9 protein-coding genes are annotated in these 23,557 nt (G+C 60.4%); 5 read left to right on the top strand and 4 right to left on the bottom strand.

Annotated features, from left to right (window positions below):
* Window positions 1–49 precede the first annotated feature (49 nt).
* The 5 genes from A5752_RS07200 to A5752_RS07180 are packed head-to-tail and all read left to right on the top strand — an operon-like array spanning window position 50 to window position 11,904.
* Complete coding sequence (locus tag A5752_RS07200) at window positions 50–2,899, top strand: DUF1156 domain-containing protein (protein WP_067083704.1); 2,850 nt, start codon at window positions 50–52, stop codon at window positions 2,897–2,899.
* Window positions 2,899–6,306: a DUF499 family protein gene (locus A5752_RS07195; protein WP_067083703.1), complete on the top strand. Its 3,408-nt coding sequence runs from the start codon at window positions 2,899–2,901 to the stop codon at window positions 6,304–6,306. The genes A5752_RS07200 and A5752_RS07195 overlap by 1 nt, the downstream gene beginning before the upstream one ends.
* Window positions 6,306–7,814 carry an ATP-binding protein gene (locus A5752_RS07190; protein ID WP_067083701.1) on the top strand — a complete coding sequence of 503 codons (1,509 nt, stop codon included), beginning with the start codon at window positions 6,306–6,308 and terminating at the stop codon, window positions 7,812–7,814. The genes A5752_RS07195 and A5752_RS07190 overlap by 1 nt, the downstream gene beginning before the upstream one ends.
* 9 nt (window positions 7,815–7,823) lie before the next feature.
* A complete protein-coding gene (locus tag A5752_RS07185) occupies window positions 7,824–8,807 on the top strand; it encodes a PD-(D/E)XK motif protein (protein WP_197500563.1) in 984 nt (327 codons plus the stop codon).
* A gap of 1 nt (window position 8,808) precedes the next feature.
* A complete protein-coding gene (locus tag A5752_RS07180; protein ID WP_067083699.1) occupies window positions 8,809–11,904 on the top strand; it encodes a Z1 domain-containing protein in 3,096 nt (1,031 codons plus the stop codon).
* Window positions 11,905–12,053: 149 nt separating this feature from the next.
* On the opposite strand, the gene A5752_RS07175 is transcribed toward A5752_RS07180, so the two are convergent.
* From A5752_RS07175 to proA, 4 genes are all read right to left on the bottom strand, one after another.
* Complete coding sequence (locus A5752_RS07175; RefSeq protein ID WP_067083697.1) at window positions 12,054–13,838, bottom strand: hypothetical protein; 1,785 nt, start codon at window positions 13,836–13,838, stop codon at window positions 12,054–12,056.
* A gap of 88 nt (window positions 13,839–13,926) precedes the next feature.
* Entirely contained in the window at window positions 13,927–15,792 is a 1,866-nt protein-coding gene (locus A5752_RS07170; protein WP_067083695.1) for a DUF262 domain-containing protein, read from the bottom strand.
* Between the two features lie 131 nt (window positions 15,793–15,923).
* Window positions 15,924–16,310 carry a hypothetical protein gene (locus tag A5752_RS07165; RefSeq protein WP_067083693.1) on the bottom strand — a complete coding sequence of 129 codons (387 nt, stop codon included), beginning with the start codon at window positions 16,308–16,310 and terminating at the stop codon, window positions 15,924–15,926.
* 30 nt (window positions 16,311–16,340) lie between these two features.
* Entirely contained in the window at window positions 16,341–22,337 is a 5,997-nt protein-coding gene (gene proA, locus A5752_RS07160) for an anti-phage protein ProA (protein WP_231983346.1), read from the bottom strand.
* Window positions 22,338–23,557: the final 1,220 nt, after the last annotated feature.

Genomic DNA, 23,557 nt, shown 5'->3' with positions numbered 1-23,557 from the left:
GGTCCGGCCGCTAGCATCGGAGCAAACGAGCCCCTGGAGTTCTTAGCGTATGACGACGACACCCGACGCTCCGATTCGCAAGAAGCTGATCGAGGTGTCGATTCCCCTGGAGGACATCAATGCCGCCTCAGCTCATGAGAAGTCGGTTCCGCGTAAAGGCCACCCGGCGACGATGCATCTCTGGTGGGCACCTCGGCCCCTTGCGGCCGTCCGCGCCATGCTCTTCGCACAAATCGTCGACGACCCGTCCTCAAACCCACTGCTTACTAAGGAGGAGCAGAAGGCGGAGCGTGAGCGACTGCACACGATTATGCGACGTTTGGTCAAGTGGGAGAGCATCAACGACGAAGCCGTGCTGGCGGAGGCCAGGCTGGAGATTATCAAGTCGACAGCTGGGCGGCCTCCAGTAATTCTCGATCCCTTCGCCGGAGGCGGCACAATCCCGCTCGAGGCGCAGCGCCTCGGACTCGAGGCACAAGCCAGTGACCTTAATCCTGTCCCAGTACTGAAGACGAAGGCACTGATCGAGATCCCACCGAAGTTCATTGGACGCCCTCCGGTGTTCCCAGCTGCGGCAGACGACAGGATCGGAGAATGGCCGCGTGCCAGCGGGCTTGCCGAGGACGTGAGGCGCTACGGCAAGTGGATTCGCGACCAGGCCAAGGACCGCGTCGGGCACCTTTATCCCGACGCTCAAGTTATTGCCGGAAAGACCGGCTCGAAGACTACTGCCACGACGATCGCTTGGATCTGGGCGCGCACGATCACCTGCCCGAACCCAGCCTGCGGGATCGAGATGCCACTCGTGCGGTCGTGGTGGCTCGGCAAGAAAAAGGGTAAGGAAGCTTACGTGGTGCCGAAGGTGGTCGACGACGCTCAGGCACCAAGCGGGCGGCGTATCGAGTTTACGATCGGGCACGATAAGTCAAAGGGCCCGACGGCATCGACGGATGGGACCGTGAGCCGCCGGGGTGCGGTTTGCGCCGCTTGTCAGTCCGCCGTCGAACTTAAGTACGTGCGTGAAGAGGGCCGCGCAAAGCGGATGGCTTCGCAGCCGATGGCAATTGTTGCTGAAGGCAATCGCCGCCGTGTCTATGTTGCCCCTTCGGCAGAGCACACCTTGGCCGCGGACGTATCTCCGCCAGCCGATTTGCCGCCACAGAGGATGCCCGATCACAGCCTGAGTCCCGCCCACACTCAGACAATTAAGATTTACGGGTTCGACAAATGGGTTGACCTCTTCACCAACCGACAGTTGGTGGCGCTGTCGACATTCAGCGACCTTGTGCGCGAGGCCCGCGACCAGATCGTGAAGGATGCTATGGTCGCCGGCGTCCCGCGGGGCGCACGCCTAGCGGACGGTGGAGTTGGCGCAGAAGCCTACGCTGACTCCGTCGTCACGTACTTGGCGATGGCAATTAGCAAACTGGCAGACTGGTCGTCCTCGTTCTGCAGTTGGATATCGCAGATTGAGGGCGTTCGTAATACGTTTCCGCGTCACGCGATCGCAATGACCTGGGACTACGTTGAAATCAACCCATTTTCAAACTCCGTCGGCAACTTCGGTTCTCATATCGAATGGGTAGCCGCCGGAATCGAACACCTGCCGGGGACGGGCCCCGCGGGGATATGTACCCAGGCTGATGCAGCAAGTCGCGCCTACACTGATCTTGTTGTCTCAACTGACCCTCCCTATTACGACAACATCGGGTATTCAGATCTATCCGACTTCTTTTACGTCTGGCTTCGGCGTACCTTGCGCGAAATCCACCCATCTCTGTTCGCCTCGATTCTCGTCCCGAAGGCGGAGGAATTGGTGGCGAACCCTTTTCGTCACGGTGGGACCGACGGCGCGGAGAAATTTTTCGAGGCGGGGTTCGAACGCGTCTTCGCAAGGGCTCGAGCAGGAGCGTCGGACGAGTATCCGATAACTGTCTATTACGCGTTCAAGCAGTCCGAACTCGCGACGGAAGGTGTCACCAGCACCGGGTGGGCAACCATATTAGAAGGCATGATCCGAGAAGGCTGGGCCATCACGGCCACTTGGCCGGTTCGGTCAGAACGTAGCGGTCGAATGATCTCGGTAGGCAGGAACGCGCTCGCCTCGTCTATTGTTCTGGTGCTTCGTCCTCGCCATGAGACGGCAGGGCAGACCACCCGCCGCGGATTCCTCGCGGCGCTACGGCGAGAACTTCCAGAGGCACTCGAGAAGCTGCGCCAGGGGGCAATTGCTCCTGTGGACCTCACCCAGGCGACTATCGGGCCCGGAATGGCGGTGTTCTCTAGCTACACGCGTGTAGTCGAGAACGATGGCACTGACATGACTGTCAAGGCGGCCCTCACTCTGATCAATCAAGCCCTCGATGAAGTACTAGCCGAGGGCGAAGGCGACCTTGATGCGGACTCACGCTTCTGCCTCAAGTGGTACGAACAGTACGGATGGGACAAGGGGAATTTCGGAAATGCCGATGTACTAGCGCGGTCGTACAACACGTCGGTTCGCGGCATCGCGGACTCCGGAGTATTGAAGCAGGGCGAGGGCGTCGTTCAACTCATCGCTCCTGAGGACCTTTCGAAATCTTGGGATCCCGCGAAAGATGATCGTATCTCCGTGTGGGAAGTCATGTGCCACCTAGGCCGATTACTGTCTGCCGAAGACGGCGGCGTGGAGCCAGCTGCGAAGCTCATGGTTGCCGCGGCCGCGCGACCTGAGATCGACCTCGGAGCGGTGCAGCGTTTGGCATACAGGCTCTACGAGATGACTAATAATTCCCGGACCAGCGATGCGCGACTGTTCAACATGATCGGCGGATCGTGGACGGACTTAACCGAGGTTGCTGGCCGCGCGCACGGGCCCGAAGCGGTACAAGCGGCAATCGACTTCGAGAATGAGGGCTGATGGCGAAGAGCAACATCGATGTGGTCCGCACGGCGCTGCAGTCCCTCTCCGACGTCCTAGATCCGTACATCGAGCAGGTCACCGCGAAGCATGTGCCAGCGGGCGAGGACTGGACGGCTCTGCTCGCAGCCAAGGACGCCGCGAAGGGCATTCGCGGCAAGGACTACTCGCGGACCGACCCACAGGATCAGTTCCGGATCATCACCGAGCCGATGCCCTCGCTCGGGTACATCTTCAACGATCACCTATCACGAGGCGAGCAGGGATTCGTGGGCGAATTGCGTAGCGTGCGCAACGATGTCGCCCACTTCAAGCCTTTCTCGCCCGATGACGCGGTCCGCGCGTTGGACACGATCGAGCGTGTCATGCGCGCGATCGGTGCGGTGCGGGAGGCCGATGCGGTTCGCACGTCGCGCCTGGACGTTCTGCGCGGCAGCTTCGAGCAACAGACACGAAAGGCGGTACGCGAGGCGGCGTCCCTGCCCGGCACGCCGGATGCGGAGCTTCCGTCGTGGCGTGACGTTCTTAAGCCGCACCCCGACGTGGCTTCTGGTCAATACAACAACGCCGAGTTTGCCGCCGACCTCTATTCCGTTGCCGTGCAACAAAACGCCGCCAAGGAGTACCAGGACCCGGTCGAGTTCTTCCGCCGAACGTATTTGACCGACGGACTCAAGGAGCTACTTCGCCGGGCGGTGGACCGAATCTCCGGATCCGAGTCAGCCAATCCGGTAATCAATCTGCAGACTACGTTTGGCGGCGGCAAGACGCACTCGATGCTGGCCGTCTGGCATATGTTCTCCGGTCGCGAGCTCCATGAGTTTCCGCAGAGCCTGCAGGATCTCCTGGCAGGTGAGAACAGCGGCATCCTAGGCAAGCCGGTTCACAAGGCCGCACTTGTGGGCAACGAGATCCCGCCGGCTAGTCCCTCGCAAAAGCCCGACGGCACCGCGGTGCACACCCTATGGGGCGAACTCGCATGGCAGCTTGGCGGCGCCGCAGGCTACGCAATCGTCGCCGAGGCCGACCAGACAGGGACCAACCCCGGGAACCTGCTACGCGAGCTGTTCACTACCTTCGGTCCAGCCGTCGTGCTCATCGACGAATGGGTAGCCTACGCCCGCCAACTACCGGATACCTACGACCAAGACGACCCACATGCCCGGCGCGTGGCAGCCGGTCTGTTCGAGACACAGTTCACCTTCGCGATGTCGCTGACTCTTGCGGCGGAGAGCGTGCCCGGCACCCTTCTGTTGGTGTCCGTGCCTGCCAGCGAGGGTCGGCAGGTGCTGTCCGGTGAAGGCAAGGGACGCGATGAGCTCAAGGCAAGCGATCTCGAGGTCGGCGGTCAGCGCGGCCACGACGCCCTGCACCGGCTGGACTATGTCATTCGTCGAGTGGCCTACCAGTGGAGCCCGGCCACGCGCGACGAATCTTACGAGATCGTGCGGCGGCGGCTGTTCGTCGAGCCGGACGCAAAGGCCATCGCAACCATCGCCACTGCGGCGCGGCGATTCACCGACTATTACCGCCACCACCCGAAGGAGTTTCCGACGGGTGTCGCTGAATCCGAATACGAGTCACGTATCAGGGCGGCCTACCCCATCCACCCCGAACTCCTCGACCGCCTCTACTCCGACTGGTCGACATTGGAGAAGTTTCAGCGCACCCGAGGTGTGCTGCGTCTGATGAGTCACGTGATCCATCAGCTGTACGCGCGCCAGGACCCGTCACCGCTAATCATGCCGGGGTCAATTCCTCTCGATGCACAGCCGGTGCGGTCGGAAATCACGCAGTACGTGGAAAACGCATGGGACGCGATCATCCAGTCCGAGATCGACGGCGACAACGCGGTCGCCCGAATCGTCGACGCTGAGCGTCCGGTTTTGAAAGACCGCTCACTCGCCTTACGCACGGCGCGAACAATTTTCATTGACGCCACGCCAACGCTCGATGCTGCGCTCAAGGGCAAGGACCGCAAGAGCATCACGCTCGGCGTCGCCATGCCCGGCGACGTGCTGGGCAACATCGGATCCGCACTGGACGGACTACAGGAAAAGTCATCGCACTATTACGCCGAGGACGGTCGCTTCTGGTACGACACCCAGCCGTCACTCAACCGGCTCGCCGCTGAACGCGCGGCGCAATTATCGATAGACATCGTCCACGGCGAGGTGACAGCCCGACTCAAGCGCGCGTTCAAGGGTTCCACGGACGTCATCGCCGACGTCGTTCACCCCGAGTCATCGTCGGACGTCGACGAAGCCGACTACCTGCGCCTGGTCGTCGTTCCGCCGCAGTACACCCACAACGGCAAGGACAAGGACTCCACTGCCTCCAAATGGGTTCACGACATGCTGCGTCAGCGCGGCAACGCTCCCCGTTCAAACGTTAACACCATCGTCGCTGTCGCCGCGGACGAAAAGCAATGGGGGACTTTGGAATCCGCCCTGCGCTCGTACCTTGCATGGAACTCGATTTTCGACGAAACCGGACGCCTCGATCTGACCCAATCAGCGGCCGCGCAGGCGCAGTCGATGCTGGAAACCGCCAACCGAACAGTGGACGACCGCCTTGCCCACACGTGGATATGGGGCTTACACGCTGTGCAGGACGATCCGCAGGCGCCGTTCGTGGTCGGGCAGGTTCGTGCGGACGGGCCAGAGAAAAACCTCACCAAGCGCATCGGCGCCAAACTCGCCTCGGTCGACGCCGCCCACTCCTACATTGCCAACCGTGTCGTCCGTCTGGACATCGAAGAGTTCCTGCGAGCGCGGTGGACCCGTGGTTTCATCAGCTTCAACGAACTGTGGGTCTACTACTGCCGCTACCCGTATCTGCACCGGCTGCGCGACAAGTCCGTGCTTGTGAGAGCTCTGGAGGAATCACTGCTCGATGCCGCCTTCGTTGCGACCGGATTCGCGCTGGCGACCGGATTCGACTCGGCGACAGGCGAATTCGGCGGTCTGGCGGTTCCGCTGGAGGACACGGAATTCGGCCCGTTTGATGAGAAGACGCTGGTGGTGCGGCCGGACCTTGCGGTCGAACAGAGACGGCGCGAAGAGAGCAAAGCGAGCGAGTCCGACACTGAACCGGAGTCGACATCGACGCAGGATCCGCCGGGGACGCAAAAGCCGCCCTCGACGGGACCTACGCGCCGAACTGTCACCAACGCAACGTTTTCGCTCCGGCAGGTCGTCGACCCCTCCGCCGACATGCCAGGTCAGCTTCACACGATTGCTCAGGAAATTCTTGAGGTGCTGCGTAACGCGAGCCCCGACGTTCTCGACATCACCTTGACGGTCGACGCGCAGAAGGCAGAGGGTTTCGACGAGAATACTGTTCGGGCCGTAACACAGAACGCGAGTGATCTAGGCGTGGCGGACAGCGGTTTCAAGGATCTGTAGTGGCGCTGGCCTCCACTCCTCAGCCGGTCGGCTCGAAAGTCGTCCCGCCAGACCCGTCCATCACATCGGCCATCGGCCGACATCATACGTTGGCCACGGCGGTGGCCGATCTGGTCGATAACAGCATCGATGCCGGCGCAACCCACGTTCTGGTCAGATTCCTCGTGCAGGGCGCGCGACCAATCGGCTTACAGGTGATCGACAATGCAGCGGGCATGGATTCCGCGGCAATCGACGACGCAATGACCTACGCCAAAAAACGCGAATACCGGGGACGCGACCTGGGCCACTTCGGAATCGGGCTCAAGGCCGCCTCGCTGAGTCAGGCGAACACGTTGATCGTGTGGTCGAAGCGCTACGGATCACCGGCGGTGGGTCGACGTTTGCGCAAGGAGACCATCGACACCGGACCTGTGGTCGAGGAATTCTCCAGCGCTGACGCCGCCCAACGTCTTGCCAACGCAGCAGTCGACTTCTCGATGGACACTGGCACCATCGTCGAATGGCATGACGTTCAAACGTTCCTGACCTCGTCGAGCGAGGAAGAACAGCGGGAGTGGGTGACCCGAACCATCCAGGATCTGGTTAACCATCTCGGTCTCGTCACGCATCGAATCCTCGACCGCGGCGATCTGACTCTGATGATCGATACCTTCGACGTCGGTTTAGGCTTCGCGGGGTCACCACGGACGGTCAGAGCCGTCGACCCCTTCGAGTATCGCGGTGTCGGACAGCCGGGCTATCCGAAAGATCTACCTGTAGAAGTCGCGGACGCGACGGGGTCCGCAAAGTTGCACATCTGGCCGTTCCGCGACAAGGGGCCGGGATTCGTGCAAGGCGGCCGGTCTGAGACCGAATCCCAGGGTTTCTACATTTATCGCAACGATCGCCTCCTACAAGCCGGCGGTTGGAATGGGCTGGCTACGCCGAGGGTCGACCTGGCTTTTGCGCGAGTGGTGTTCGATCTGACGCCAGAGTTGGAGAATCACGTCACGATCAACCCCGAGAAGGTCGGGACGACGTTCGACGATGAACTGCGCGGTGCATTGGCACGTGGGCGGGCAACCGACGGCACTACGCTCGCGTCGTTCCGCGAGGACGCAACGCATGCAGCTAAGCACGCCAGGCAACGGACAGCCTCCCCTATCGAGGCGCCCCGCCCCGGCGACGGGCTCCCGGCGTCGGTCAAGGACGCGTTTGCGACGCACACCGAACCCAACGACGTGTTCCCGATCGACATCAGGTGGAGCCTGCTACCAGAGGGGAAGGCCTACGACATCGACATTCACGAACACCGTCTTGTTCTGAACGCGAGGTACCGTTCGGCGGTAGTGGGGCGTAAGAGCCTGGACATCGACGACGCACCACTCATTAAGAGCCTGCTCCTACTCCTTCTTGAAGACCACTTCGTCGGGACAGGCAGCGGTGCGAAGAAGAAGCGTGAGGAGGCGGCATGGCAGGCCATCCTCCTTGCCGCAATCGGAGCGCAATCCGCGCCAGTGGAATGAGGGCCGAGCATGAGTGAACCACTGTCGAAGCTGAACCCGAACACCTTGGAAAGGTACTTCCGCAGCGGCGCGGTGACTACGCATCTTGTCAGCGAATCCCCGGAAGCCATCGTGCGGATCGACGGTGCAGGTCAGAAGATTTCACTGCTAACGCCTGACACCGGCATGGTTCAGGACACGGCTGTGATGAAGCGGGTAAGCACCGGGCTCGAGAGGCGGAACGGAATTGACTGGGCCCGCATCACCATCGATGCACGGAATATGTACACCGAGGCCTACGGACTGCTGCTCTCCGTCGTTCAGGCGATGCGCGGCGGTGCCACGTTTGCTGCCGCTACGTCGGCTGCGATGATGAACATGAAAGCCCTACTCGCCGCGAAGCCGCAGATCCCGGAAGCGAAGCAAATCGGGTTGATCGGCGAACTTCTGTTATTCCGCGCCCTGTTTGAGTCATTCGGTGAGCAATCGGTCATCGAATGGTGGCTGGGCCCGCTCGCCGAGGAGCGTGACTACGCTTTCCCATTATTCGACGCCGAGGTCAAGACCACAGTTAGCGAATTGCGATCCCACGTCATAAATGGGGCGGACCAACTTGAACCGAGCCCCGGCCGGCAGCTCTGGCTCGTGTCCATCCAGATCACACGAGCCGGTGGTGATCCGAACGGATTCACACTCCCTGGGCTCATCCAGCGGATCCGCGAACGGCTCTCCACAACGCGGGACCGCTTCATGACATATCTTGCGTCGCAGAACTGGGATGACGACGACGCAGCGATGTACCCGACCGCGTACATCCTGCGCACCGCCCCGGCGGCGTACCTAGTGGATGAGAATTTCCCGGCAGTCACCAGCAGTCGCCTGGCTTCAGTTGTTCCGAACAGCGATCTTGTCAGCGCCGTGACTTACCGTGTGGACGTCTCCTCGCGCACGCCGGGTGACCCCGGCGATCCGCTCACCGGATTCCTCAGTCCACCACCCGCACAGGAGGCATGACGTGACAGATACATATACCGACGCAATCGTCAGTGTCGTGCGCGGCATGAGCAAGAGCGAGCCCAAGCCGATGCTCAAGCGGGTGCGGTTCGAGCTGGAGGAAGCGGACGTCTCTGATGACTTCGCGGAAGCCGCCCTCGTCGAGGCGATCACGTCTACCGATGTGAACGCACCCGCTCGTTACGAATTCCACATCCAGCTCTCCAAGTGGGACGCCCTGCCTGATCCGACATGGGCGACAAACACGGCGCCCTATTCGCAAGAACGACGCGATGCGATCCTCACAGCCCTTGGCTTCAGCACTGAGGCTCAGGAGGCGATCAACGATGCATTTCACGTCAACCTGTCCGGCGCCGTCGTGATTTCGGGCAAGCCAGCCGATTGGGACCCATGGTACGACGTCGAATCGGGACGCTCTTTCTACTGGGATGGCTACCGCGGCGTTCTGGAGTCCAAGGGCTGGGACCCAGACGCGATCGGCGAGCTGAGCCGCTTGACCGATGAGGTCGTCAAGCGCCTGGCGAACCCGGCGCGTGAAGACCCCTACCAATCGAAGGGCCTTGTGGTCGGACATGTGCAGTCCGGCAAGACCGCCAACTTCACTGGGGTCATCGCAAAGGCGATCGACGCTGGCTACAAGCTCGTCATCGTGCTCACCGGAACCATCGAGCTCCTGCGCGGCCAGACCCAGCGTCGCATCGACATGGAGCTCGTCGGGGAAGAGAACATCCTCGGCGGAGTACCACGTGACAACGAAGAACTCATCGCCTCCGTGGACTACATCGGCGACGGTGACATCGACTGGTACGAGGGAAAGTTCGTCTCCTACGGAAAAGATCCCAAGGAGCTCGGGCTCCCTGGAATACGTCGACTGACCGGAGCTCGCGACGATTACAAACTTCTGAAAGCTGGTCTCGGTTACCTCGACTTCCGTCAGACGGACCATCTCGTCGATCCGGCGCGCCCGCTGTACGACCCGCAGAACCTCTACCGGCCCGACATCCGGGTGGCCGTCGTGAAGAAGAATTCGAGAGTGCTGCGAAAGCTTGTCCAGGATCTGCAGTCCACCAAGACGGACCTAGGTGAAATCCCGACACTCATCATCGACGACGAGGCCGACCAAGCGTCAATCAACACAACACGGCCGAAGAAGGACAAGGACAAGGACTCTGAGGAGGAGAAGGAACGTACGGCGATCAATCGCCTGATAGCGCAGCTCCTGACTGAGCTAAAGCGCGCCCAATACGTGGGCTACACCGCCACGCCGTTTGCAAACGTATTCGTCGACCCCGAAGACTCGGAGGACATCTTTCCGAAGGACTTCATCGTGAGCCTCGAGCCACCGCCGGGATACATGGGCGGCAAAGCCTTTCACGATCTCGACCGAGACAACTCGGACGAGGATAGCGAGGCTGACGAGGAACCTACCGTCGCGAACTCGAACCAAAAGGCCTTCGTTCGGTCACTACGCGCCGGACCGGATAACCAGGATGCTCGCGACAAGGAAATGCGTGGAGCCTTGGACGCCTACGTCCTCGCCGGCGCAATTAAGCTGCATCGGGCCGTTGCGCTCGGAAAGCCTAAACTCTTCCGCCACCACTCCATGCTCGTACATGAATCGGTCAGTACGACCGAGCACGAGATGCTCGCTAGCGATATCCGCCGCGTATGGGCATCGGCTGGCTACGACCTGCCGATGGGGCTCAAGCGGCTCCAAAATCTGTGGACTACCGATTTCCAGCAAGTCACGGCCGCTCGTGCGCCAGAGGCACCGGCCATCGGGAGCTTCGCCGAGCTCATCCCATTCATCGGGCAGGCAGTTGACCGGATTCAGGAGGGAGTGAACCCGGTTGTCATCGTCAACGGCAAGGCGGAGAAGGACTACCTGCAGGCCGACATCAATTTTCAGGCTGGCGATGTTTGGAAAATCCTGGTCGGCGGTACCAAGCTCTCTCGCGGCTTCACGGTCGAGGGACTGACGACTACGTACTACACTCGCAGGACGACGGCCGCCGACACGCTCATGCAGATGGGACGTTGGTTCGGCTACCGACTCGGCTATGGCGACCTAGTGCGTTTGTACATCGGCCGGAATGTGCCCGGCCCCAGAAAGACGGTCATCGATCTCTATAAGGCTTTCGAGGCAATAGTGCGCGACGAGGAAGACTTCCGCGACGAGCTTCGCAAGTTTCAGGGATTCGACGACGACGGACGCCCTCGCGTACGACCGATGGACGTGCCCCCGCTGGTCTACCAGAGCCTGCCGTATCTCAAACCGACCAGCAGCAACAAGATGTACAACGCCGAGCTGACCGAGCAGGGCGAAGGCGGCAAGGTCGTCGATTTCAACCAACAAGGCGAGCACGACGACGAGGTTAATGTTGCCCACTTCCAGGCGGTTCAACCGCTGCTGGATGCCGCCAATAAAGAAGGCAAGTTCTTCTATATCAATGAGTCGGGGACACCGCGACCGTGGAATGCGCGCTACGGCCTCGTCGACGCAGACGCACTCATCGAGGTGGTCAGCAAGTTCCAATGGGCGAACAACTTTAAGTTCGATCCGTACCTCGCATTCATGCGCAAGGCGATCGCCGAGGGCACCCTCAAGGATTGGGCGATAATTGTGCCAGAGCTCGATTCACTGCCGGAGCGGACCGTCGGCGGCCGGAACCTTCGGATCATTCGCCGGTATCGGCGCCCGGACCGACCCTGGCAGTTCTCAGGTTCGTCAACCCGCCAGCGCGACGCATTGCTGGCAATCTCCAGCGGGATCGACGCCGAGACTGTTGATGTAGACCGCGAGATTGAGTTCGCTCTCGAGAAACCCGAATATGCACACATCAAGCAGCTCAAGGTGCCGACCCGCGGTGCGTTCCTGTTAACGTTCGCAGGAGACAGCGCTTCGACGAAGTTTCATGATGCGAAGGGGGCAACCGACCCCAAGAAGCTTCCCGACCCGACCGACCCGAAGAACATCGCAACTCTGTTCTCGTATGCACTGCCACTTGCTTCGGCGCCGGCTGGACGCATCGCTTTCACGGTTCGCCGACCGGACCGCCCCGACGACGCGATCGTCGACGCAGAACCAGCCGACTGAGCGCGAGCATCGCTCTCGTCAAACCTGGCTTAACCGAGCTGCTTCGGGGTTTGAGGAGTTAGACCGGCAGGCCGCTGCCCGACTCTTGCGAATCGACGCTCGGCCGCCAACGATGGAATACCGTTGTCGCGCAAGCACTCTTGCATGGCCTAATCTTTAGACGACGGTAAGTGGCGTCCGATGTATCCAACGTAGATCTTCTTCGATCGTGCCGTGTCGTCGAAGTAGTGCATACGTGGAGTTACGGTCGCAGACTTCGCAATTTTGAAGTGCGCCTCCATGTATACGGTGCCACTGGCGTCTACCCAGAGTGGAACCGGCAGGATTCGGGGGTTTCGATATTTCGGGTTGTTGCCGACGTCCGAGCTCTCGAATGGCGCATGCCTGTTCGCTGAGAAGTCGTGGGCACCTGCGGGAGTGTTCTCGAGGTATGTGTGAACGCTCCCACTAAACTCTCCTGACAACGATAGCGTGGCATAGTCATTCAGCGCTAGTAGAGCATTCCAACAGCGGCTGGCCCACGTACCGAGACCCTCATGGTTATCGAGGTCGCGAGCCTGATCGGCGTCGCCCGTGAATAAAAGATTCTTGAGTTCATGAAACCTCTGCAACAGCTCATCAAAGGATTCGGGGCGAATATCAAGCGGCGACTTCTCAGGCGTGGACCAAGCAATGTCGAAACGACCTACTGCCGCTAATTCGCCTCTGAGATAACGAAGTTGACGCTCTGTCTCCGCAAGTTCGTTCAACGAAAGCGCCAGCTCGAGCTGTTCATCCTCGAGGCGGCGCCGAAGATCCTCAATAGCGTCGTCCCTGGCATCGATTCGATTTTCAAGAGTGCTAAGGCGCTGCTTCACATCCCTGCTGGCGGCGATTGCGGATTTTGCGTCAAGAGCCAACTGCCCCAAACGACGTACCGCTTCTTTAGTAACGGTCGCAACGCCAAACACTTGTCCAAGGACGAGGCCGAGCACACCTTGTACGGACTCGACGGGAGTTGGCGGTGTGATGTCCACGCCTGGGTCCGCAACCAGTTGTTCGCTGACAATCTCCGCCGACGATTCAGTCAGTAGCGAATCGAGTTGATCGCGCAGGCGCCGATCAATGCGCCGCACGGCACTGGGTAGCGACCCGCTATTGATCACGTCTCGTGCTCGCTGACCAAGAAGGCGACGCAGATAGCGCGGATCATCATTTACGATGCTGCGCGTCGACAGGATTCTGTGGCGCTCCGCGTCGAGTGGCTCGTCGAGTTGAACGCCGGGGCGGTAAGTACGAATTGTGTAACCGCGCAATTGATGTGATGCGGGAACTAATTGGTTGAAGCGCGAGGTAGCGTCGGCGTCGAGGACATAAGCGGAGCTCAAACCGATCGTCTCCACAAGGATCTTCGATACATAATCGGTCCATTGAGGCAGTGGAATGTCGACTTCAAACGACGAGCCAGCAAGAAATAGCAAACCTCGCCGAGAGTCGTCGAGCACACTACCGACCGCGCGGTCGACATCGTCAATGCCTATAGGCAACGGGCGAGGCGTCAACGGATAGGCACCGTCACTGACGGGGAGGACTTCGACCAGCATCTTCGCCAACCGCGGTGTACCCGTTCGAGGCGCGTCTTCTGGTTGATCGATCTCAAGCCATACCCAACCGGACGTTCCATCGCGCGCGACGTGGGCGGTCAACTCCGTAATCCAGACGCCACCCGCACTGTTCTCGATGAACCGGTACCGCTTGGTGCGAGCCCCATCGTTCATCGAGTCGGCAAGAACGACGCCCCGGGCATCGGGCGCGATGTCGACCAGGGCACCCTCCCTCAACGCATCAAATTGCCACCGTTTCTGAGCCAGCCAGGAGAAGGTCTGTTCGTCCACAAGGTGAAGTAAGTCCGCAGACCGATCCACGTTGAAAAACGCCCGGTAGCCCAGAACCATGACTGTCCCCTTCCTCTCACCTCGTCAGAGGCCGCACGACGCGTTCGAACGATGCCCATTTTCACTCCGAAACTGACCGGCTCGGTTCCTAACTCACGAGCGATTCTCCGACGTCGCTGTCTGGGGGTTCCTCTTCATCGAGCTCGTAGTCTTCCGGCAAGGTGAGCGGAGAAAGGTTCAACACCTCCTTGCCCATTGCGTTCGTGATCAGATCGATGAGGCTGCGCCGACGTGCCTCGAAGAAAGCGTCAAAGTCGTCGGCGCGAAGTGCGTTGAAGTCGACATGATGTTGTCGAATCCGCTCCTCTAGCTCGTCGACGGTGGTTTCTCCGTCACGCACAAGCAGCGGGATGTACTTGCTGGGCGCGCGGGCCAAGATTTTCCGATTGGTCGACGCGGAGATGGCAGTCTTGTTGACGATGCTCTCCCGCCGGAGTGCGTCGATCTTGCGGTCTTCGCACCACTTCTTGGGGAAGATATGGTGGATGTCGACAGCCAAACTGTGATGGCTTGCGATCGTGATGTCTTGGTCGTACATCCAATCTCTCGATCCGCCACGCATCAACAAGGCGTAAACGCCCTTGTACGCCGCACTATTACGAGTCCGAAGAGTCAGTAGACGCCCGGGGTCGAACGAAGACTCGTAGATCGTGATCGGCTCCGAATCAGCACCGCTGCACCAATCCGCGACTTGCTGAAGGTCGTTGGCGAATCTCGTCTCGATCGCACCGCCGTAGAGCTCTCCAAGAACCCCGCACCAATACCAGCGTCTTATCTTCTCGACTTTGCCAATCACCTCCGCGCCCGGACCGAGCGCAGCATGTATGGCCGCCAAGGGAACCAACTGCGACCGATACGGGACGTCACGGGCTTCGAAAATCATCTCTCCCGTTAAGAAGGTCGCTGCCCAGGCGAAGCCCTTCTCAGCGTGCGGTGCCCACTGCTCGTACTCTTCGCGGCTCAACCTCAGAATGTCTCTGCGCTTGCACGAGACCGCCGGCGCCTTATCTGAGTCTCCCGCCTTCCACGAAGCTCTACGAGCCCGCGTGGCAAGCAGGCAGATTGCTTGCAGGAAGTCAGTGTTCTGCATTCCTCGAAGTACCTTGTGTTCGTTGAGGCGCTTTCGCCGGATCTCCCAATCCTCTCGAAGGTCGAAATCCGACGATGCGAACGTCGCGGTCAGCAGCTCGAACACATCGAGTACGACGCCGCCCGTGTTCACCTTCTCGAATACAGTGCAGACCGCCTCTCTGGGCGTCTCTTTCCGCAGGACAATCACGGGCACCGTGTATCCGGTGAAGTTCGCAAGCACTTCTTGCTGGAATTGAGTCCAGCGGTCGAACCGTTCCTTTACAACCTGTGGATCGGGGTCCGAATTTACATACGCCATCATCCATTCCGCGGTTCGCGAGACATCGAAGACCGCAGTGAGTGGAAACAGACCGTTCTGACATTCGAGCTGAATCGAAGTCAAGTCCCTGACTACATTCTTGCCGAAGTTGTCGCGCTCCACCCGGTCACCCGGCACTGCCACGATCGCCAGCTCTCGGTCACCGTCAGGATCGAGCGCCTCCTCGATGTCGATGTAAAAGAATCGCTCGAGGCGCCGCTTGCGGCTGTCTTGAGTCTGCACTGGAATATCGCGAGCTAGCGATTGATAGAGCGCAGTCAGTCGCTGCTGCCCGTCGAGGATGAGACGTTCCGCAGGCTTCGCGTCGGCGCTCTGTTGTACTCCGCTTAACAGCCGCGTAGCGAATTGCACGTCATCGCCGCCCGTCTCAAGCAGCATGACGACACCTACCGGATAGCCCAGTGAGACGCTGGCAAGGAGGCCAGCGATCCGATCGACGTCCCACTTCCAGTCACGCTGAAAATCAGGCAACCGGATCTTGCCGGTGCCGACATCCTTGAGCAGCTCACTCCCAAGGTTCAGATCAGGACTATCGAACGGCATTGTGCTCCTCTATAGTGTCGGCAAGGCGAAGACGAGAGGCGTCTAAAACGCCTTTCTTCGCGTCCGCGACGAAGCGCGAAGTAGACGCCTCACACCCGGTACGACAGGTGACTTCATATCCACTGCTTGGCTCAGTCCTGGTACTTCTCGTGGACTAGTGCAACCTGTGACTGGAAGAATTCGAACTTCTCGACGCCTGGCCGCAAGTACCCTAGCTTTCGCGCGAACCTGTAGAACCCCTCCCCTGGGTCGCCGGTGGCCTTCTGAACCACTAGCGATGAGAGCATGGCACCGATCTCGTCGAGGGTACGGTCTGTGACCTCGCCTAGCAGCGCGCCTACCGCGGCTTGGTCCCGAGGTAGTTCGTATTCGAAGCGCGCATACCCGGTCCGATTTACGAGCTCAGTGCTGAGGTCGGAGTACGTCGTAAGGCGCCGGCCCCTGGCGACCTCGATGAGGTAATCGGTTGTTGCATCGACAAGTTCGTTCCACTCATCGTCCTCTCGCCCGTACTTCATCAGCAGACCTCCCTTCGCATATCGTCGTAGCTAGGTGGCAGAAACGTAGCCCGCACCCCGTCTGATCAACTTGCCCAAGCGTTCAGCCTTGGATATGCACTGCTCCAATCGATCGGCGGACTGCTTTGTCAGGCGCGTCTGATCGAAGTACGCCAACGTGTCTCGCATCAGCTGCTCCTGGTCGTAGACACCCTTGCGAGCTGCGTAACAGAGCGCATTGATGATCTCCTCACCGGCCACTTCATCCAAGGGACGGAAGAACCCGGAAGGTGTCGTGCGGAATCCGGTCCATTCCGTCCGATCGAGGTCCGTCGGCCAGACGAAGCTGCCCATCTCGTCTTCGTATATCAAGTCCTCGGGTACGAATTGACGAACGACCTGTTGACGCTTGGCTGCAGCGCGATCAAAGCCAAAACGATGAACTACATTGCGTATCAGACGGTTCAGAGCGATAGGGCCTTCGATCGCTACTGACTCTCGCACGGCATCTTGGATTCTTTTCCTGACGCTCTCCCACTGAGGATGATCCAACTCATCTCGACTGCCGACACGGTCGGTCGGTGCAGCAACATATGGCACCCGCACGCCGCGATCGGCCGTTGTCGACGTTGCGGTAGCCGACGACGCCACGGAGGCAACCGGTTTCAGACGCTCGGTAAGTACCGTCTCAACGAATGGAGCAGTATCGGCGGGCTCGGTCGACGAGGTGAGATCAGCAATGGTTGCAACGCTTGTATCTGCGACACGGTCGTCGTTTTGGCCCTTCGCTGTCGCTGATTGTTCGGCGCGCTGGGCGTCCTCCGCTGCACGCTTCGAGTCTTCATCGACTGCCTTCTCTACGGCCGCGGCGATTCGCTCCACGACTGACTGCTGATCTTTGATCCATTCGGGCAGCCAGACACGTTCGCATGACGTCCAGCCCATCATCGAGTCGAGCAGGCTGGGCGTGAGCTCGCGATCAGCGACTGTGGGCCGTCGCGCCCAGCGAGGACCGTCCAGCATGACCGCCACCTGCCAACGCGATGATCCGGGCGCACGCACTGCGATGTCGACGACGAACTCCGAGAGGCCGTAATCGAGCTCCACCTCTAGTTCTTGCGCACGAAGCGCAGCTGCGATCGTTTCCTGAATCTGTTCGGCCTGCTGCGGCTTTGAGCCATCTGATGCGACGTCGGCTTTATTCGCGGAGACCGCCGTCTCGAGGTACGCCTTCAGATGAGCCATTCCAACTGACCGCGTTCGTGAGAGATCGATATCGGTGGGGTCGAAGGACGTGAACACGATGACCTTCTCGCGCGCTCGGGTCACTGCGACGTTCAGTCGCTTTTCGCCACCGAAACGCGTCAACGGTCCAAAGTTCAACGGCATGCTGCGTTCGCCCGGGCGTTTCGAGAACGCCGTGCTGAAGAGGATTACGTCGCGCTCGTCGCCCTGCACGTTCTCGAGATTCTTAACGAAGATGCCGTTTTCAGTGTCGGGCTTCAAGAGGTGGATTATTCGCTCGTCGCCGGTCGCTTCAAGCAAGTCCAGTACCAACTCTTGCTGCTGGCGATTGAACGTGACAACGCCGATACTCCGCTCGATCCCTGAGTTGGAGCCAACGAGCGCACGCACTTCCGCGACGATCGCCTCTGCTTCGACACGATTGGTGCGGAACTCGTTCTTGCGATCTTCCCGGTTGAAGTGACCGTCCACCCGCCGTAACTCGAGACCGGTAGTCGAAGTACCGCCCGGCGCCGGCAAACTCGCCAATTTTCCTTCGTAGTACTTTTCATTCGAGAAGGCGATCAATGATTCGTCGCGGCTCCGGTAGTGCCAACTCAGCCAAATCCGCGGAACACTCGACTCGACGCACTCGGTCAGAATGCTATCTAGGTCCTCCGGGACGACCTCATTCTCCGCCTCTTCGTCCTCGTCATCACGATTGGTCGTCACCTGACCGAAGGCCGTGGGCGGCATCTGCTGCGAGTCGCCAACGACGATTGCCGCCTTCCCCCGCCCCATCGCACCAATGGCCTGCGCGACGGTGATCTGTGACGCCTCATCGAAGACGACGAGATCGAAGGTCAGCGCGCCCGGCGGAACGAACTGTGCAAGCGACGCGGGACTTACGAAGAAACATGGTGTTGCGGAGATGATCTCAGCGCCGTAGTCCTCCATCAGTCGACGCACGCTCTTGCCCTGCCGACGCAGATCAAGCTGTCGACGCAACTCGCCTATCTTGCCTTTCAGCTCACCCACGCGAAACGGGCGCTGCCTCATGATCCGGGCTGGTAGAGCCGACCTCTGCTCTCGTCGCACCAACTCGGCAACGTCGTTGAAGTCGGCTGTCTCACCGCTGCGGACCTGCGGATCGAACCCATCGAGATTATGAGCCTTCAACCGCTCTCTCAACGACGCTCGGGCAGCTCCGGAAAGGTATTCGAATTCAGCTTGACTGGCAGGGATTGAGCCGTCGAGCAGACCCGTGACGAAGTTCTCCAGGCCGCGTTGACGCAACGGCATCAGTGCGCGGATTGCGCGCGCAATGCGGCGCGGCAAGTCGGGCCCCTGCTCCTGAAGGTCCGTCATCCAAGCCGCGTGATCACGTCCCCAGGCTTCGAACCACGGCGCGCCGCCTTGCCAGAGCTCGACCGACTGGTTGCTGGCTCCGAGTGCATGCGTCCAGGCGTTCCACGCACGCAGCGCACCGTTCAGGCTGTCGATCACCGGCCTATCGACACGCAGACCCGACCGGAGGATCCTCCACTGCAACGGATGACGACGCGAGAACTCGACAGAGGACCTGATGTATTCGGTTAACTGCTGGAGATCTGGAATAGCATTGGGCAACAGCGGGTCCCAGGTGGGGGGTGCCAGCGCGCCGAGGGCCTGCTGCATCTGGTGTGCCACGTGCACACTGTGATCGCGGGCACTCGGTATTGAACTCAGCAACGGAATCGCCGTCTCCGCTGTCAAAGTCACACCCGGTAGTACCACCGCGGCTAGGCTCCGGACGAACTGCTCTTCTCGCTTCTTTTTACCAAGCAGCCCCCGTGTCGCTTCGGTTGCTTGTTGGACAAGCGCTGCATAATCGCCGCGGGCAAGGAAGACGGGGTTGAAGGTCGCGATGAGACCGGCCCACGTGGCTTGGAGTTGTGCGGTTTGATTGATAATGCCTGCAACGTGTCGCTCCCACTCCGCGGATTCGAAGCGTCGCCACTCGTCGTTGACGACAGGAGGTGCTGCAGCTTCCCTTGCCGCGCGCTCGAGCAGTGGCGGAATATCTTGAGGGGCAGCAAGACTGGTGAGTATATCGAGAGCTGTCGCGTCTGCGCGCAACGCGCCGAACGCGGCGTCGAGCTCGCGTGCGGCTCGCATGACCGACTCGTCGTCCGTAGGATTTGCGGCGAGAGTCCACGGATTTTTAGGTCGACAGTCACCGGGACGCACTGTACGGGCGAAAAGTCGCAATGCATCGCAATTTTCTCTGAACTGCTCCGGCGTCGCTGTCGCGGCGTGGACTTCGGAAATGCGCGATTCAGATGCGCTGTCGAGAGACAGCACCGCCTCATAGGCGGTCCAGAGTGAGTCGCCAAGTGAGTTCCGCGAGTGAACTCGTTCGGGATACTCGGACAGAGGCGCGTGCTTCGAGCGATACTCGGCGAGGCGGGCATCCCAAACGCGTTCGTTGTAGTCGGCGCGGTATTCGATCGATTCGCGAAGCTGGTTACGCACCTCCACGACACTCTGGTTCCGGCCGTGAAGATCGAGGGTGAACGGCTTCAGTCCGATCTTGTCCAGACGCTTCTTTACAACCTCGAGCGCAGCTTGCTTCTCTGCGACGAAGAGAACCGACCGGCCGGTGGCCAGATTTCGTGCGATGAGATTGGTGATTGTCTGCGACTTCCCGGTACCCGGAGGTCCCTCGAGGACGAATGTGCGTCCTTCCGCCGACAATTCGATGGCGCGAAGCTGAGACCCATCGGCATGAATCGGCGTCGGCTCCGCCGTCTCGTCGATCGAGATGCTATCGAGGTCGACTGCGTCGAACGCTCCGTCGACAAAACTCTCACCGGGTCGGTGCGTCAGGTGGTCCACCAGGGGGCTTTGCCCCAATATTTGCCATGAGTCGGTGAGGTCTTTCCACATCCCGAAGGTGCCGAACTGGCAGATCGCGAGGACGGCTGTCTCATCTACGCGGAACTGCAAGCGGTTCTCGACCAAACCACTACGGATCGCCACAAACGCTGCGTCGATGTCGATTCCCGCGTCGTCCAGCGGAGGGTTGCTCAGCGCCGGGATATTGACGTTGTGTTTGAGCCGCAACCACTCGACCAGGCAGTGGTTTGTCGTGGCGACATTCGCCGAGTCCATGACGATCTCGAAGGAACTGTTCCCCGTGCCCCCGACCAATCGAACCGGGAGCAGGAAGAGCGGCGCGCGCGCCTCCGCTCCGGTTGAGGTGGTGTGGACGAGTGAACCGAATGCCAGATAGAGATTCGACGCACCCGTCTCTTCAAGAAGGGTCCGAGCATCACGCTGCAGCCGCTTGAAACGGCGCGCGTAGGCATCCTCCCCTACCGCGACGAACGCCGTCTTCTCCTTATTCAGCATCTCGAGCAAGGTGGCGGGATCGACGTCCTGTGCCGTCCTCGCACCTTGCAGGCGATAAATCGAACTCAGGTCGTTGTGCGCCGCAAGTGAGATGCGCTTTCCGTCATGGATGAGGTCGTCCAGTATGGCGAGGCCCTGAGCTGGCACGACGAGGTCGACAACTTGCGCTGACTGTCGCAAGTTCAGCAGCCGGTTGCGTGTACTCAGGTCAAGGAGCGAGCGCTTCCATTTCTTGACTCGCGCGGGCGAGTCATCGTGGAAGTCGAGTACGGCGTCGTCACGCGCTCGCTGTTGCAATTCCGGTGGTAACTCGAGGACTGCGCGGCTGGACTTGTCGATCTCGACCAATTCGACGTCTGGAACGTCCTCGGCTGCCGATGGAAGGGGGCGCACCCCGTCGCGTCGAGCGGTCGAGACATCGATGACCGCGCGCAGCGTGGCTGGGTTCGCGAAATGGCGTCGAGCCGCGTCGACGGCCTTGCGGAATGAACCGTCGGCACCCTGCTCGTAGTACATCGCCTCGACGGCGATCGCACGGTGTGACTCGAACAGGTTCACCATCGTGTTGGTCTCGGTCAGCGAGGTGTGCTGGAGCGATTCTTCGTTCAGCATGAAACCGGTAAACGCATGCCCGTCGACTAGCCAGATAAGTGGGTGTAGCCCCGTCTGCTCAATGCACGCGGCGTACGTGACGGCGAGATCGATGCACGTACCGAAGCGCTCATCCAGAACTTGAGCAGTAGTCCGCACCTTCTGACCAGTGTTCTCGAAGGATGCAGGTGGCGAAATGTAGCGGATCTCGTGCGCGCGCAGTGCCTCGTAGACGGCAGCAGCGATGAGCGCCGCTCGTTCGGGTCCTTGCTGATAGGCATCCAATGACGCGCTTGACGTCTGCTTCTTCAGCAGATCGGACGCGTCGTCAAGCACTCTGCGCACTGCTCGCGTGTTCGGCTGGACGAAAGCCGCGAGCGAGTCGTAGAAGATCGGCGCGTTGAACCACTCGTTGTGAGCCAGGATCTGAATGGGAATCCGATGTACGACCTCGTCCTTGAAGCGTTGCGACGCGGCCACGACGATGGCGCCCGGGTAGCTCTCGTTGAGGTTCTTTAGGTGCTCGATGTCTGGGATGACGTCTGTCAGATCGTTCCAGGTTCGTGTGCTTCCAGGCGGCAACTCGTCGGCTAATGAGCGCGACCACTCTGGAGCCAGTGCACCGTCGGAGCCGTGCAGGCGGACCGATAGGTGAAGTCCCGAGACCGGCGATTCGGAGTCGTTCGTCACGGAGATTTCCGTGATCAGCGGCACGCGGTTATGGACAAGCGCGAGGTTCACGGCGGGTTGCGCGTGGACTTCGATGTGCAGTCCGTTTCGCTCGATGACGTGTGCTGGCCAGATGGCCGAATCCGACATTTTCCCCTCGATAAGGTCCATTTAGTACTTTGCTGAGTTATCTACCCGCCCGAGGTTGCAGCTTATGTGAGCAGACCGACACCCGTGTCAAGTTCGCGCCTCCGAGCGACTCAGCCCGCCACCGCGCTGCCGTTGCGAAACCGCACTAGTAGACGTGGTGGTCGGCCCGTTTGATGACTTCAGTGCGGTTTGCGAGCCTGCCGAGCACAGCGGCAGGCCTGTCATGGTCGCCAAACACGCGAGCCGGCCGCGCCGCGGTGATCCTGGCGTGACACGAATCCAGAACGGTGCATCTCGACACGGTTCGCGCTGTGGTAGCGCCTCGACGTTCACACCGCCAGATCGGTATATCTGTTGAAACACTGCCGAATTGCTCTTTTTACCCGCGCGCCGAAGTTATCGTCAGAAGAATGGGGAGCACTAGCAACGGCGGTGCAGCGAAGCGCCGGATGATCACGCAGTACTGCGTGGGATGCAAGGCGCGGAAGTCAATGAAAGGCTTCAGCGTCGGTCGGGGCCTGTGCGCAGAGTGCCTAGACGATCGCCGCCAGGCGCGTGCCAAGGAGGCGGCGAACGTTCGAGTGCGGCCTACGAGGGCGCCTTCGACGCAGGGGCCGAAGACTTGGAAGTGCCCGACCTGCTTGAAACGAATCGATGTCGACACCGCGCGAGCCGTCCTAGTTAGCCATCAGAATGCACGAGGCCAGCGATGCGCCGGCTCCGGGCATGAACTACCGCAGAAGAGTGCGGATGCGATGGATTACCGCGTTGCAGGGAGCTTCGAGGGAGGCCGTCGCTAGGGAGGCGATCCCGGCTCTGCCGGCCGAAGAGTTTGCCGCGCCGGTCCCTTTAACGTGTCCAGTACCAATAACCGAAGTCCGACACGCCGACGCGTTTCCCGAAGCCGCCCGGGTAGGAGATGCACGGTCTGTTCTACCGGCGTCCTAAACGACACCGAACGCGACGCCGTCATCTTCGCCGCCCCCACCGACGGCACCATCCTCCGGCTCAGCGGCTTGGAAATCGTGCGTGAAACCGCGACGACCAAAACAGCTAAACAGCTAACGCCAGTCGTGACACGGAGGAGCTTGGAGTTCTAATCGCTGCAGAGAGAGACGCCACGCGAGCGCGATGGAACGCATGACCGCAGCTGTTTGAGCAACTGCTACAGGTCAAGCCCCGACCGCACCAGCTTCACGCTCTCCGCGACAATCTGCCCCAGATCGCCCACACACCCGCCC

Source organism: Mycobacterium sp. 852002-51961_SCH5331710 (genome assembly GCF_001665535.1).
Classification (GTDB): Bacteria; Actinomycetota; Actinomycetes; order Mycobacteriales; family Mycobacteriaceae; genus Mycobacterium.
This window is presented reverse-complemented; position numbering and strand designations above follow the sequence as displayed.